General features: G+C 57.7%; 15 protein-coding genes and 1 pseudogene. 15 read left to right on the top strand and 1 reads right to left on the bottom strand.

The window, feature by feature from the left end:
* Positions 1–155 precede the first annotated feature (155 nt).
* From ARC85_RS18280 to ARC85_RS19685, 8 genes and pseudogenes are all read left to right on the top strand, one after another.
* The gene (locus ARC85_RS18280; protein WP_199456078.1) at positions 156–1,937 is read left to right on the top strand and encodes a copper resistance system multicopper oxidase; all 1,782 of its coding nucleotides are present in this window, start codon (positions 156–158) and stop codon (positions 1,935–1,937) included.
* Positions 1,934–2,683, top strand: coding sequence for a copper resistance protein B (locus ARC85_RS18275; protein WP_092031102.1), 750 nt, complete (start codon positions 1,934–1,936; stop codon positions 2,681–2,683). The genes ARC85_RS18280 and ARC85_RS18275 overlap by 4 nt, the downstream gene beginning before the upstream one ends.
* Positions 2,684–2,829: 146 nt before the next feature.
* Positions 2,830–3,186, top strand: a complete 357-nt coding sequence (locus ARC85_RS18270) for a hypothetical protein (RefSeq protein ID WP_199456073.1) — start codon at positions 2,830–2,832, stop codon at positions 3,184–3,186.
* A gap of 11 nt (positions 3,187–3,197) precedes the next feature.
* Complete coding sequence (locus ARC85_RS18265) at positions 3,198–4,553, top strand: APC family permease (protein WP_199456072.1); 1,356 nt, start codon at positions 3,198–3,200, stop codon at positions 4,551–4,553.
* 12 nt (positions 4,554–4,565) lie between these two features.
* Positions 4,566–4,799, top strand: a complete 234-nt coding sequence (locus tag ARC85_RS18260; RefSeq protein ID WP_008169431.1) for a hypothetical protein — start codon at positions 4,566–4,568, stop codon at positions 4,797–4,799.
* 113 nt (positions 4,800–4,912) lie between these two features.
* Positions 4,913–5,329, top strand: coding sequence for a hypothetical protein (locus ARC85_RS18255; RefSeq protein WP_153741171.1), 417 nt, complete (start codon positions 4,913–4,915; stop codon positions 5,327–5,329).
* Between the two features lie 151 nt (positions 5,330–5,480).
* Positions 5,481–5,843, top strand: coding sequence for an NADH-quinone oxidoreductase subunit A (locus tag ARC85_RS18250; RefSeq protein ID WP_008169436.1), 363 nt, complete (start codon positions 5,481–5,483; stop codon positions 5,841–5,843).
* Positions 5,840–6,343: pseudogene (locus ARC85_RS19685) on the top strand (hypothetical protein); the annotation flags it as partial. The gene ARC85_RS18250 and the pseudogene ARC85_RS19685, both read left to right, overlap by 4 nt.
* Here the strand turns inward: ARC85_RS19685 and ARC85_RS18245 are convergent.
* Positions 6,251–6,793 carry a hypothetical protein gene (locus ARC85_RS18245; RefSeq protein ID WP_053113955.1) on the bottom strand — a complete coding sequence of 181 codons (543 nt, stop codon included), beginning with the start codon at positions 6,791–6,793 and terminating at the stop codon, positions 6,251–6,253. The pseudogene ARC85_RS19685 and the gene ARC85_RS18245 overlap by 93 nt on opposite strands.
* A gap of 27 nt (positions 6,794–6,820) precedes the next feature.
* On the opposite strand from ARC85_RS18245, the gene ARC85_RS18240 reads away from it, so the two are divergent.
* Genes ARC85_RS18240 through ARC85_RS18210 form a run of 7 tightly spaced genes read left to right on the top strand, consistent with a single transcriptional unit; the run spans position 6,821 to position 14,258 of the window.
* A complete protein-coding gene (locus ARC85_RS18240) occupies positions 6,821–7,765 on the top strand; it encodes a Ni Fe-hydrogenase III large subunit (RefSeq protein WP_053115522.1) in 945 nt (314 codons plus the stop codon).
* Positions 7,762–8,658, top strand: a complete 897-nt coding sequence (locus ARC85_RS18235; protein ID WP_008169443.1) for a complex I subunit 1/NuoH family protein — start codon at positions 7,762–7,764, stop codon at positions 8,656–8,658. The genes ARC85_RS18240 and ARC85_RS18235 overlap by 4 nt, the downstream gene beginning before the upstream one ends.
* The gene (locus ARC85_RS18230; protein WP_199452670.1) at positions 8,658–9,194 is read left to right on the top strand and encodes an NADH-quinone oxidoreductase subunit J family protein; all 537 of its coding nucleotides are present in this window, start codon (positions 8,658–8,660) and stop codon (positions 9,192–9,194) included. The genes ARC85_RS18235 and ARC85_RS18230 overlap by 1 nt, the downstream gene beginning before the upstream one ends.
* Entirely contained in the window at positions 9,191–9,502 is a 312-nt protein-coding gene (nuoK, locus tag ARC85_RS18225) for an NADH-quinone oxidoreductase subunit NuoK (RefSeq protein WP_053113951.1), read from the top strand. The genes ARC85_RS18230 and nuoK overlap by 4 nt, the downstream gene beginning before the upstream one ends.
* Positions 9,499–11,397, top strand: a complete 1,899-nt coding sequence (locus tag ARC85_RS18220; protein ID WP_199456071.1) for an NADH-quinone oxidoreductase subunit 5 family protein — start codon at positions 9,499–9,501, stop codon at positions 11,395–11,397. The genes nuoK and ARC85_RS18220 overlap by 4 nt, the downstream gene beginning before the upstream one ends.
* A gap of 15 nt (positions 11,398–11,412) precedes the next feature.
* The gene (locus ARC85_RS18215; protein ID WP_248185538.1) at positions 11,413–12,882 is read left to right on the top strand and encodes a complex I subunit 4 family protein; all 1,470 of its coding nucleotides are present in this window, start codon (positions 11,413–11,415) and stop codon (positions 12,880–12,882) included.
* A complete protein-coding gene (locus ARC85_RS18210) occupies positions 12,882–14,258 on the top strand; it encodes an NADH-quinone oxidoreductase subunit N (protein ID WP_153741177.1) in 1,377 nt (458 codons plus the stop codon). Before ARC85_RS18215 ends, ARC85_RS18210 begins: the two co-directional genes overlap by 1 nt.
* Positions 14,259–14,585 lie beyond the last annotated feature (327 nt).

Below are 14,585 nucleotides of genomic sequence, written 5' to 3'. Positions count from 1 at the left end.
CTGACTGAATAGAGAGAATCGAGACTCTATTCGGCTGGATATTGTGGATACGTTCTCGGGCCGAACTGTGATTCGACGCGGCGGGGTCACTTGCTCAAAATACTTCTGCCGCGCAGACTCCTAGCTCCAATGAAGTGCAGTTGGGAATAAAACAGATGAAGATACGCCTTTTGACAGGGCTTTTGACCCTGCTGATGCCGGCCATGGTCATGGCCGGTGAATACGGCCTGACGGTTGACCGGGTTAAAATTGATACCGGCGATTTCGTGAAAGAAGGTATCGGCTACAATGGTGCATCTCCGGGACCGGTGATGCGCTTCAAGGAAGGTGAAAACGTCAAAATCAACGTGACCAACAACCTGGACGAGATGACCTCGATCCACTGGCACGGACTGATCCTTCCCTTCGACCAGGATGGTGTGCCAGGTATCAGTTTTCCAGGTATCAAGCCGGGTGAAACATTCACCTATGAATTTCCTATCCAGCAAGCAGGCACCTATTGGTTCCACAGCCACTCTGGTTTTCAGGAGCCAGACGGAGCCTATGGCGCCATTGTCATTGAGCCCGAGGGCCGTGAACCGTTCCGCTACGATCGTGAATACGTGGTGCAGCTGACCGATAAACACCCCCATTCCGGTGACCGCATCATGCGCAACCTGAAAATGATGCCGGATTATTACAACCGTGAGCAGCAAACTGTTGGCGAGTTTTTCTCGGACGTGTCAAAAAATGGCCTGATGAACACCGTCAGTGACCGTATGGCCTGGGGTGGCATGCGGATGATGAAAGCGGACGTTGAGGATATCCATGGCTTTACGGGCTTGATCAACGGCAAAGGACCAAGCCAAAACTGGACAGGGATCTTCGAGCCGGGCGAACGCATTCGGCTGCGTTTTATCAACTCTTCGGCGATGACTTACTTTGATATCCGGATCCCCGGTCTGGACATGACGGTTGTGCAGGCAGATGGCAACAACGTTCAGCCGGTTAGTGTGGACGAGTTCCGGATCGGTGTGGCGGAAACCTACGATGTGATCGTCCGTCCGAAAGATGAGCAGGCCTACACCATTTTTGCTGAATCCATGGGGCGTTCGGGCTATGCCAGGGCAACATTGGCCCCTGAAGAGGGTATGGAAGCGGCCGTGCCGCAACTGCGTGAAGCTGCCCGACTGACCATGGCGGATATGGGCGGTATGCCCGGTATGGACCATGGCAGCATGGCAGGCATGGATCATGGAAACATGGATATGGGCAGCTCAGAAGGTGTGTCCGGAATGGACCACTCAAACATGGGCAGCATGGACCATTCGAATATGAAAGGAATGGATCACTCCAACATGAAAGGAATGGATCACTCTGACATGTCCGGCATGGACCATGGTTCCATGGCGATGGGAAAAGGCGGTCCCAGCGATCCCTTCTATGCCAAGGGCAGTGGCCTTGTGCCGACGGCGGCCAATGGTGGCAAGTTCCTGTCCTATGCTGATCTGAAGGCTCAGGACCCGTTGTACGAAGACCGCGAACCGACTCGGGAGATCGAGCTTCGTTTGACCGGCAATATGGAACGCTACACGTGGAGTATCAACGGTGTTAAATACGAAGACGCGGATCCCATTCGTCTCAAATATGGTGAACGGGTCCGTTTCAAGTTTGTGAACGAAACCATGATGACTCATCCCATGCACCTGCACGGTATGTGGTCCATCCTTGATGTTGGCGCAGGTCAGTGGAACCCGATCAAACACACCGTTAGCGTGAACCCGGGCACTACGGTGTACATGGAAACCGAGGTTGACGAGCCAGGCCAATGGGCGTTCCATTGCCATCTTTCTTACCATGCGGCTGCCGGGATGTTCCGCAAGGTGATTGTTGAGGGTGGCCCTGAGTCCACGCAGGCCAAGACAGGCGTTGTTGCTGAAGATGGAGGTGAGGCATGAGCTGTATTCGATCACTTGCCGCAGTCAGTTTCCTTGCCTCTATTGGTTTCTCAACGACGGTGATAGCTCAGGAAATGATTTCCGATACCACCGCTCGTAAACAACCGCTCACAGCCTGGGGTGTTCAATTTGAGGAGTTTGAGTACCGATACAGCGATGATGATGAGGAACTGGGCGTCTGGAATGCGGATGCCTTCTATGGCACCGACGAGTTCAAAGTCCGGCTGCTCACAACCGGGGAATACGAGATAGAGGAACAGGCCTACGAAACACTGGAAAACCAGTTGGTCGGCCAGATCCCCATCTCCAAGTTCTTCGACGCCAAAGCGGGTGTTCGCTTCGACACCCCTGAAGGGCCGGATCGCACTTATGCCGTGCTGGGTGTCGCTGGGCTTGCCCCACAATGGTTTGAAGTCGATGCCAACCTGTATGCCAGCAAGGATGGTGATACGTCTGCCGAAATCGACGCGGAATACGAGCTGCTTTTCACCAATTACTGGATCCTGTCTGCAACCCTGGATGCGACGGTAGCATTCAGCGAGGATGAGGAAATTGGCGTGGGCAAAGGCTTGGTTTCCACCGAAACTGGGCTCCGGTTACGCTATGACCTGATCGATCGCGCATTCTCGCCTTACGTGGGCGTGGTGCATGAGCGCAAGTACGGTGATACCGCAGATCTCGCTAAAGCCGAAGGCGGTGGCACAGAAGACTGGTTCGCAGTCGTCGGTGCCCGCATCTCGTTCTGATCGGAATGAATAAGGAGCCAGGGGTTGCCCTGGCTCTATTTTATGATGTACGTCAATTTCATCGAAAACCTTCACTGATTTTCAGTCGCAGTTCAGGTCCGCATGTTGTCATTGAGGGGAAATGATAAGGCGAAGAGGGGCCCGCCATGACTAAAGCACATAAAGCATCGAACCAGGAACAGTTCCTGCTGCGACGGAAACTTGTCGTGGAAGGTTTTGAAGAGAGTGAATGGTCTGACTTTATTCACGAACTCAATCATCACCCCTGTGTTGATTTTGCCGAACGCAAGCCAAATAATCTGTTAGACGTTACCTTCGATGGGACTCATTGGTCTACCGACGAGTTATTGGAGGTGATTGGAGCACATGGTGGCCGGTTGAAGGCGGGGTGGTGGGCTCAAAGGAAGCTGGCGTGGTATCGATTTACAGATGACAACGTTCGTGCCAATGCCAAGCATGATCCGTTTTGCTGTTCAAAGATCCCGCCCATGAAACGAAAATAACCGGAGGTTAAATGAGCAGGGAACAAGATAGAACTACTCGCTACAAGGAAGGCAGTCTCACCCTCACGGGAACCGTTATGCTGGGTACCGGCGTCATGATCGGCGCCGGTATCTTTGCCCTTACCGGGCAAATGGCGCAGATGACGGGGGTTCTTTTCCCGTTGGCGTTTCTGGCGGCCGCGGTGATCGTCAGCTTCAGTTCTTATTCCTACGTCAAGATTTCCAATGCCTGGCCGTCAGCCGGGGGCATTGGCATGTACCTTTACAAAGCCTATGGCAATCGGCTGCCGACCGCGTTCAACGCCTTGCTGATGTATTTCTCGATGGTGATCGCCCAGAGCTTCCTCGCGCGTACTTTCGGTTCCTACACCATGCAACTGTTCGGTGGTGATGAAAGTGGTCGCATGGTGTCCATTCTGGGTGTGTCGCTGATCCTGGCGGCGTTTCTGACCAATCTGCTCGGTAACCGGATGATTCAGGGCGTGGCTTCCTTTATCGGGTTTCTGAAAATCGGCGGTATACTGGTTTTCGGGCTGGTGGGCGTCTGGATTGCCGACAGCCTGGCGGTGGATTTCTCAAGCCCGGGCGAGGCCGGAACCGCAGGCAATTTCCTGGGTGCGACGGCACTTGGAATACTTGCCTTCAAAGGCTTCACCACTATCACTAACAGTGGTTCCGAAGTCATAGATCCTAAGCGGAATGTGGGGCGAGCAATCATTATTTCCATCGCGGCCTGCGTGGTGATCTACACCCTGGTCGGTTTTGCCGTGGCCAGCAACCTGTCCCTGGCGGAAATCATCAAGACCCAGGATTACTCCCTTGCGGCTGCCGCGCGTCCGGCGCTGGGGGATTATGGCCTCTGGTTCACGGTCGCCATTGCCATGACGGCCACCGCGGGTGGCATTCTGGCCAGCATTTTTGCTGTCTCGCGCATGCTTGCCATGCTGACTGAAATGAAACTGGTCCCTCACCGTCATTTTGGTATGCCGGGCAGCATCCAGAAGCACACGCTGGTCTACACTGTGGTCCTGGGGCTGGCTCTGACAGCCTTCTTTGACCTCTCCCGGATTGCCGCCCTGGGTATCGTGTTCTACCTGGTTATGGACATTGCCATCCATTGGGGCGTGCTTCGCTACCTGCGCGACGATGTGAAGGCCAGGGCGTGGGTGCCGGCAACGGCCATCGGTCTGGATTTGCTCGTGCTTGGCGGCTTTGTCTGGGTCAAACTGAATACCGACCCGTTTGTCATTGGCGTGGCGGTTGTCACGATGATCGTGATCGCGGTATCCGGGCAGCTTTTCCTGAAAAGGGCTGCAGCAGCCGAAAAAAACGGCCACGAGGAATCCCATGCTCACGGTCACCAGTAATCGGAATTCAACATGGAGGGCAGTATCACGATGGGGGAAAACATGTTTGGCAACACCATGTGGGCCGGGCACTGGCTGTGGATGCTGGTGATTGCCATCGTAGTCGTCATCCCGGCCTGGCGTATTTGCCAGCGCACGGGCTATCCGGGTTGGATGGGGGTCTTGATACTTATCCCCATCGTCAATCTGGTTTTGCTCTACTTCATCGCTTTTAGTGACTGGCCAGTTGAGCGGAGTGGAAAATAAGTGGACTGTTGTAATGCAATTGATACATTGAGCTTTCTTCACAATCCTACGATACGACTTAAGGCTGTTGTTCGTGTGATCACAATAATTGAAAGAAACTGGGAGATAACCAGATGAAAGCAATAAATTTTAAACTGTTCGTATTTTTGACTTTTTTGCAAGCGCCATTTTTGCACGCTGAAGAAGTTCTTTCTGGCGAAGGTGTCGCAGATGTTGTCGTCGGAAACACGGTGCAAATGGAATTCCGAGATGCTCAGGACAATTTTCGCACTCGAACTTTTCATGAGTACTATGATCCTGATGGTTCGATCTATGGAATGACCAAATATCGCGAACAGCAGGGAAACCTTACCCACTATATCGGAAGATGGGAGGTCAAAGACGGTAAATTTTGCACATCTGTCTATGGTCGCGACTATTCCTGTAACAAGATAAAGCCTTTGTCTGGAAATGATTTCGAATTGCTCAATGAGGGAGGCAAGATAAGGAACGTCAAGGTATATGAAGGGAAGCATCATGGACTGGAGTAAGGATATCTGCGGGTGAGTTTTTAGCCTCTGTTTGCTCGGGAAGTACGGTTCGCCCATGCGGAACCAAGAAGCGAGTTAAGGGCATATTGATCTTGTCTCTGGAGAACGCTATCGGAGTGCAGACTCCGTTGCGCGACTTGAGGATTGGATGATGAGTATTTTGGAGCAGTACGGTCTGCTGCTTGCCTTGGTGCTTGGCATCGCAGCTACGGTTTTGGCCCTGTTTGGGATTGCCCGTGCCATGGGCCCGACGCGTCGGGAGCCGGGCAAGGACGTGCCAGCGAGTTCCGGAGTGTTGTCACGGGACCCGGTCTGGGGCCGCTATCACGCACGGTACTACGGCTACGCGCTGCTCTTTCTGGCCTTCGACATGGAAATGGCATTTATGTACCCCTGGGCAGTTGTATACAGGGAAGTAGGGCTGGTTGCTTTGTATGACATGGGGGTGTTCCTTGCCATTCTCTTTCTTGGTTTGCTCTACGGCTGGAGTCAGGGGGCATTGAGGCGGCAATGACTTCTGACCCGACAATGAGCATTACGGGCGCGCGCCAGCGGCAGGAGCGGTTCACGGTACTTCAGAAGTGGGTTTCCCGGGCCCTCGCGGGCAACCTGAGCTGCCTGATCGTCCCGGGGCCTGAAGTGGCACTGTCCCATGGCCTGGATGTGACAGCGGCAGGTATGCGCATCACCGCGACACCTCGCGATGCGAGCGTGCTCCTGATTATCGGCGAGCTTTCAGAGAAAATGAACGAGGCCGTGGCGGTGCTCTATGCGCAGATGCCGAGGCCGCGAGCCATTGTCAATTTGGGCGGACAGACGCCGTCAACGCTACCGGACGCTGATTTTTCCGCGGGTGTTTCGCAAGCCGGCCTGATCGACGCGGTTGACTGGTTGAAGCGCGCGCTGGCCAAGGGCGCATTCTCAGACTCCCCCGAGGATTTCGACGCCCCTGTTCTGCACGCCAGAATCGAGTATGTCTGCCCCATGCACCCGGAAGTTGTCCAGAACGAGCCGGGTAGTTGCCCCAAGTGTGGCATGGACCTGGTCGCCCGGGAGGCAGGGGAGCCGGCCCCCGAGCATGACCATGGGCACGATCATCGCGAGCACCGGCACCATGAGCACGAACACCAGCATCATGAGCACGAACACCAGCATCATGAGCACGAACACCAGCATCATGATCATGCGCAGCAGCACGAACACCATGAACACGAACACGATCATGGTCACTGCCATGACCATCATGATTCGCATGAGCACGATCATGAGCAGCACGAGGGTCATCAGCACTCGCACGAAAACCATCATGATCACGGACACAAGCACCAGCACGATGAGTCCGACGGCGACGCGGAGGAGAAAAATTCGGGGCATGATCACAGTGAGCACGGTCATGATAGCCACGAACATGGTGGCCATGATCATGTAGGTCACGGTCATAGTGGTCATGATCATGGTGGGCATGACCACGGCGCCTCGGGATTCATGTCCATGATTGAAGTGACCAAGGACCTGCCTCGTAGCGCCGACGGGTTGGCGATGGACTGGATGGAGGTGCCGTTCGGTCCGGTTTTCCCCGGTCTGCCTGGTGGGCTCAAGTTGACGCTGACTCTTGACGGTGACGGCGTAACAGAAGGACAGGCCACATCCTTGGTGGGCATGATCAATGAGAGTGAAGAAGGCAAGGAGATCGACGCCGAGACCTTTATCGAGCGCCTGGCGTCGGCCATGCCACTGGCCAGCGTGAGCTACCGACTGCTGGCCTGCCTGGCAATCGAGCGGGCGGCTGGTCTGGAGAACGATTCGGCAACCGATCAGGCCCGGGCTGTGGCGCTTGAATGTGAGCGCATCGCCAGTCACCTGGGTTGGCTGGCGCAAACGGGGCGCCAGCTCGGCTTCGCCTGGTTGACGGATCGTGCCGCAACCCTGCAACTGGAGATCCGCCGCGCCAGTGGAAAACGGCTTGTGGAACTGACGCCCGCTCTGCAGGCATTGGCGGCTCGTCTTGGGCGAACGCCTTTGCTCAAATCGCGATTGAAGGGGATCGGCGTACTGCCATCGGGCACTGCGGGCCTGAGTGGCCCCGTGGCGCGCGCTGCTGACGACGCCGGAGATGCCTGGGCGCGCCTGTGGCAGCGCCTGGACGAAATCATCACGAGCCTCGACTACATCAAGGCAACCGGGGAGCCGGGGCTACCTGTTTTGCGAAACATCGGGCGTGGATCAGGCACCGGTGAGGCCACCGTGGAAACCCCGCGCGGCGAGGCTCAACTGAGCCTGATTCTGGAACACGGCCAGGTGAAATCCTACAGGTTGGACACCGCCTGCAGTCACCATATCGGCCTGGTCGCAAAGCTTGTCGAGGGCCGGGAACTGGGCGACGCACTGGTGGCGGTCGGATCACTTGACCTTTCGCCCTGGGAGGTGATCTCGTGAACTTCGTCATCGTGTTGCTTGCGTTGCTTGGTAGCGTCTGGCTGCTCGCCGTGGTCGAGGGCTGGACGACAACGGGCCGCCTGCGTCCGGCCGCGCCCCTACTCAGCGGCCTGGCGCACCTCGGTCGTGAATCCATTGTACCGCGCACGCCGGACCGGGTCTTTTTCGAGACGGCGCCGGTGCTACTGCTGATCGTCGCGGTGCTTGGCGCGGCGGTTCTGCCTCTGGCGCCGACCCTGGTGATCGCGGATCTGGCTACCGGTGCGCTGTTCATCAACGCGGCGCTTGCCTATGTGCTGGTGGCGCTGATCATGGCCGGCTGGGGCCCGAATGGCGCCTACGCCATGATCGGCGGCTGGCGATTCCTTGGCCAGCTCATCGCCTACGCCATGCTTATTGTCATGCCCATCACTGCGGTGGCGATGCGCGCCGAATCCCTGGTGACCACGGTGATCGTTGGCTCCCAAGACGGCTTGTGGAACATTGTCTATCAGCCGCTTGGTTTCGTGCTGTTTTTCATTGCCGCCATGGCGCTGGCGTTTCGTGCGCCTTTTGATCTGCCAACCGCACCCGGGGAACTGGGCGGGGGTGTGGACGCGGAATACACCGGCGTGCGCCTGGGGGTGTTGCGCCTGGCCAGGCTGACGCTGGTGATCACGCTGGCTTCCGCGACCACGGTGTTCTACCTCGGCGGCTGGCATGGGCCGCTGCTGCCTCCCTGGGCCTGGAGCCTGATCAAGACCCTGGCCGTGGCCGTGTCGATGCTCCTGGCCGGTCGCTATCTGCCGCGCATTCGCGAGGCGGATCTGATGCGGTGGTGCTGGACCTTGGGGATTCCCCTGGCACTGCTCAATATCATTGTTGTCGGTTTACTGGTTCTGGTGGTTCCATAATGTACGCTCAGGCTTTTTTTGTTGCCGTTTTCGGGCTGGCCGCCATCGGCTTCGGCGTGGTGGTGTTTCGCACATCGTCCATGGTGCGTTCCGCGCTGGCGCTGTTGTTTTCTCAGACTGCCGTCGGCTGCATGTTCCTGGCGATGCAGACCGAATTCCTGGGCGTGCTGCAGATCATGATGATGGCGACGGAGATGAGCATCATGGCCATTTTCATGGTGATGTTCATGATGGACCCGGGCGGGATGGGGGGCATGGATATGACCCACCAGAAGCGCTTTTCAATTGGCGCTGGCGTGGTCGCTGCCGGTGTTGCGATAGTGGTCGCGTTTTGGGCCGATTGGGGACCTGTAACGGCCGAGGCGCCGGATGCGGCGATGCAGACACGGGCGCTGGGCATGGAATTGCTGGGTCGTTCCATGCTGATCTTCGAAACCGCCGGTATCACTATCCTGACCGCGATGATTGCGGCCACGGCGGTGGCGATACCGGTGCAAACGACGGCCAATATTGCTGACAAGGAGGATACGGAATGACTCTCGTCCTGATCGTGGCGCTTGTAACCGGTGCAATCCTGTTCGGTATTGGTGTTTATGGCGCGTTGTCCCAGACCAATCTGGTTATGATCATGATGGGGGTGGAGCTGATTCTTGCGGGCGCGTTGGTGAACCTGGTCGCCTTCTGGCGTTTTCTGCACCCCGAAAGCTACTCCGGCCAGATGTTCGTGCTGGTGGTGATGACCGTCATGGCGGTCGAAATGGCGGTTGGCTTCGGTGTCGCGATTGCGCGTTTCCGGGCCAAGGGCTCGGTTGAAATGGAAGAAGCCGGGGACCTGAAAGGATGAGTGCAGTGCTTCTACCGATAATGCCACCGCTGATCGCGGCCATGGCGTTGCTGGTCCTGCGCCGGGGCTCCACGGCGCTGGTTCTCGGCGGGGCGACGTTGAGTCTGGGCGGCAGTCTATGGTTACTGACCCGGGTCGCCGGCGGGCAGGCCGAAACCCTGCTTCTGCCGGGGCTGCCAGACATGCCGCTTCGAATGGTTGCCGGACCTCTGGAAGCGCTGTTGACGGTGGCGGTGGCCACCGTAGGCACGTTCGTGCTGATTTATGCAGTTGGTTATATGAAGCGGGAGTCCGGCCTGTGCCGCTTCTACGCCGTAATGTCCCTGTTCCTGGCTGCCATGCAGGCGCTGGTGCTGTCCGGCGACTGGGTTCTGTTGCTGGCGGCCTGGGAATTGATCGGTTTGTGCAGTTACCTGCTGATTGGCTTCTGGTTCCAGCGACCCGAGGCCGCGGATGCCGCCGGTCGCGCTTTCCTCTACACTCGTAGCGCCGATCTGGGTTTGTACGTGGCGGTATTTATGCTGATTGGGTCGGCCGGTACCGGCGAGATTGCCGCCTCCCTGGAGGCCGGCGGCAGTGCCTCGACCGCCGCGGGGCTTTTGTTGCTACTGGCCGCCATGGGTAAGTCGGCCCAGGTCCCCTTGCAGGACTGGCTTATGCGTGCCATGGCGGGGCCGACACCGGTCTCGGCGCTGCTGCACTCGGCCACGCTGGTGGCGGCGGGTGCCATCCTGCTGATCCGTTCGGCCCCGCTGCTGACACCCGAGGTGTTGCTCGTCGTCGGACTTGTCGGCGGCGTTACCACGGTGGCAGCCGGGGTTATTGCACTTGCCGAGCGTGATCTCAAACGCCTGCTCGCGGCTTCCACTGCCAGTCAATATGGCTTGATGCTGGTTGCGGTTGGAGCCGGCGTTCCGCTGGCGGCTCTCATGCATTTGCTCGCCCATGCAGCCATCAAGAGCACCCTGTTTCTTGCCGCCGGCGACTTCCAGCATGCTCGCGGGGGTACCGGGTTCGATCAGTTGGAGGGGGTTGGTCGTGACAGACCCTGGACTTTTGCCGGCTTTGCGCTGGCAGCGCTGGCACTGGCCGGTATCCCGCCACTGAGTGGGTTCTTCTCCAAGGATGCGGTAATCGCCGCCGCCCTGTCTGCGCAGGGTGCCGCCTGGCTCGGCCCCCTGGCGCTGGCCGGTACCCTGCTGACCGGCGGCTATATGGCCCGGGCCTTGTGCCTGCTGTGGCGAGGCTCCGGCGAAACCCGACCGGTTGCCGGTAGTGCCTGGATGCGCGTGGGCATTTGGGGGTTGGCGGTCCCTGCCACGATTCTCGGCCTGGCCTTCGGCCCCATCGAGGCCGTTCTTGATCTGCCCGCCGTCACCGCAGGCACATTGGCCGTGCTCCTCGGGCTTCTTGCTGCCGCGTGTGGCCTCGGCCTGGGCTGGCTCGTGCCGGCTCCCCGCCTGCTAGGTCCGGTCTATCCGTGGGCGCGACGCGGACTTTCCGTTGGCGGTGGGCTTACGGTCTGGGTCGGTAGGCCAGCAATGGCTGTAGCCCGAGGATGTGAGCGTTTGGAAGGGCGTCTGTATGAAGCTGTGCTTTCTCTTGGGCGCGCCGGTCTCTTCCTTGCCTCTGCGGGCGAGCGAGCGGAGCGGGGCTTGTTCAAGATTGTGCTTTGCGTGGGCAGAGTGAGCCTGAGGGTCGCGACCTACGTGCGGTTTGGAGATGAACGCCGTATCGACGGCCTGATTTTCGCCCTGGTGGCGGCTGTGCGTGCACTGGGTGCACGAGCCCGAAACCTCCAAAGCGGCCTCATCCACCACAGCCTGGCGATCAGTGCGGTCGCAATCGCCGTCACATTGGCTGTTCTGCTTTTTGCTTCATCGACGAGCTTTTAGAGGAAACCCATATTCATGTTACCACTTGTCTCGCTCACCCTGTTTTTGCCACTGGTCGGCGCGGTGCTGATTCTGTGTCTTCCGAAGCCCGCAACGCGTACGGTACACGTCATAGCGATTATTACCGCCGCCCTTACACTGATCGGTGCTCTGTCCATGTGGTTTCAGGGTGCGAGCGGTGCAGGCTTTTCCCAGGTCGAAGAGCTGCAATGGATACCAGCCATCGGTGCCGCCTACCGGGTTGGAGTTGATGGGATCAGTCTGCCTTTGGTGCTGTTGAGCGCTGTTCTTTTCCTGGTTGCTGTGATCTATACGTCGTCGCTTCGTGAACGTCCGCGCGCCTATATTGCTCTGGTACTTCTTCTGGAAACTGCGTCTATCGGTACCTTTACAGCCCTCGACGGTATCCTGTTCTACGTCTTCTTCGAGGTTTCCCTTGTCTCCATGTATTTCATGATCGCCGGGTGGGGCCACGAAGACAGGCAACGGGCAGCGTTGATGTTTTTTATATACACCTTGCTGGGAAGTCTGCCGCTTCTGCTTGCTATCCTCGGGCTTTATCTGGGCAGCCCCGAACCGACCTTCGACATGCGAGCCTGGATTGAGAATCCCCCCCTGGAGGGCGCGGCGGCCATGTGGGCATTGATCGCTATGCTGATCACCTTTGCGGTAAAGATCCCCGCGGTGCCCCTGCATACCTGGTTGCCCGCCGCACACGTGCAGGCGCCGACCGTCGGCAGCGTCATCCTCGCCGGCGTCATGCTGAAATTCGGCACTTACGGGCTGGTTCGATTTGCTCTGCAAATGACCCCCGATGCGTTCCGTGAAGCGGGCGTTGTTGTTCTTGTTCTCGGTGTTGTCAGCGCGCTCTACGGGGCTTTTGCCGCTCTGGCCCAGAGTGATCTGAAACGCTTGGTCGCCTATACGTCGGTTAACCACATGGGGTATGTCATTGTCGGTGTGGCCGTGGCGGCAATAACTCTGGATCCCTCGGTGCGAACTGTTGCTTTGGATGGTGCGGTATTGCAGATGTTCAGCCATGGACTGGTTACCGGTGCCTTGTTCTTGCTGGTGGGCATGATCCAGGACCGTGCCCACACCCGTGAAATGGGCGAATTGGGTGGGTTGCTCAAGACGGTCCCAATGCTCGGCTGGACCTTTGTGTTGGCGGCCTTTGCATCGCTGGGCTTGCCCGGGCTGGCGCACTTTCCGGCCGAGTTTCAGATATTTCTTGCCACTTTAAGCGCTTCGCCAGCCGCGGTGGTTGTGATTTTGGGTATTGCCATTATTGCCGGTACGTTTCTCAAAGCACTGCGGGAAACCTTTCTGGGCGAGCCCCGGCAGCGCTGGCAGTCCATGCCTGATTTGAGCGCTCGTGAGTGGCTTGCTGTGGGGCCATTGCTGGTGCTCACTGTCGGCACTGGCGTGGCACCCTCCTGGGTGCTGGGTATCATCCACCGCACTACATCGGCGCTGGCACTGTGATGGCTCGTGATCTTGCACTGTTGATTCCTGAAATTGCCGTACTGTTGACGGCTGTCGGTGCGCTGATTGCGGAAATGCTGCGTAGGCCGCAAATTGCGCTGCTGGTCGCAGTTAGCGGTCTGATCGTTGCCACGGGTCTGACCGTCAGTCTGATTGGTGAGGACACAACGGTGTTTGGTGGCAGTTTCCGGGTTGACGACCTCAGTGTGTGGGCCAAACTCATTCTGCTGCCGGCCACCATCCTCGCCATATTTTTGGCGAGAGTGGATGTGAGAGGCACCGTGCGAGAGGGCACGGTTTACAGCCTGCTTTGCTTTGCCACCATCGGCGCGCTCGTTCTGGCAGGCGCGGGTGATACGATGTTCCTTGTATTGGGTACATTATTAACTGGCCTGGCCACCTTTGCCTTGGTTGCCTACCCGGATACCGACCCTGCCACAGAGGCCGCCATGAAGTTTTTCGTGTTCGCCTCGGTCACAGGTGCGATCATGATTTTCGGCCTGAGTTACTGGTTCGGCGCTGCGGGATCCACGTTACTCGCGGATCTTCCTGGTATGGATACCATGCCAATGGCGGTTCTTCTTGGGTTCGTGGCGGTGGTTGTCGGTCTGGGTTACAAAGCCTCGCTGGTTCCATTCCATTTCTGGGCGCCAGATGCCTATGAGGGTGGGCCACTGTCAATAGCGGCCTACCTGTCAGTGGTGCCCAAGATCGGTGCTCTGTTCGCACTCGCTCAGGTGGTTCGCGATCTACCCCCGGAAAGTGGTTGGACCGCCATCATCGCCGGTCTGGCTGTTCTGACCATGACCTATGGTTATCTGGCCGCGCTGGTGCAGGATAACGTCGTTCGGCTGCTGGCCTATTCGTCGATTGCCCAATCCGGCTATTTCCTTCTGGGTATCCTGGCAGTCGGCGCCAGTGAACTTGCTCTGCCATCCATTATACTGTTTGCTGCCGCCTATGCGGCCATGAATCTGGGCGCTTTCGCCGTTGCCGCCAATATCGGACGGACTCTGAACGATTTTGACGGATTGGGGCGCGCCCAACCGCTTATTGGCATCGCAATGGTGGTCTTTCTGCTATCGCTGGTCGGGATTCCGCCACTTGCCGGCTTCGTTGGGAAGTTCCTGCTGTTCGCCGCCGCCATTGATGTCCAATTCACCTGGCTGGCGGTGGTTGCAATTGCCAACAGTGTACTTTCACTGGCGGTATATCTGCGCATTGTCGTGCCCATGTACCAGCAGGCGGCGACGGAATTCGCGCCGGTGGGCAAAGCTCTTGGCACGGTGGTAGTGACAACCTTTGCTGCCACGCTGATCCTCGGCCTGGCGGCCCAGTTCTTTCTCTTGGGACTGGTAGCGTGGTCGTCGTCCTAATTCCTCCCCTGGCGATGTTGGCAATCGTGCTGGCAATGGTTACTGCACGAAGGCCTCAATCGGTGCGATGAAGCCATATTAGTAGACAACACAGTCTGTACGGTACCTGCTTTCAAAGCAGCGCTAGTATGAAGCCTTCAGATACCTTGCTCTACTCGATTATGCCCGCGGAGTTGCTGTTTCCTGCAGGTCTTGATTTATGGCAGTGAGTAGTGCGCTCTGCTGACTGAGGCCGGCTGGAAACAGTCTTGTGAATTTGATCGGGATCAAAAATTGAGAACGATTGCTCTGCTGATTCAGTTCCGTTTCAGGCTGGGCGGATAGGGT

Source organism: Marinobacter sp. tcs-11 (assembly GCF_002049515.1).
GTDB lineage: Bacteria > Pseudomonadota > Gammaproteobacteria > Pseudomonadales > Oleiphilaceae > Marinobacter > Marinobacter nauticus.
Note: the sequence above shows the minus strand (reverse complement) of the source record. Positions and strands in the feature narration are given on the sequence as shown.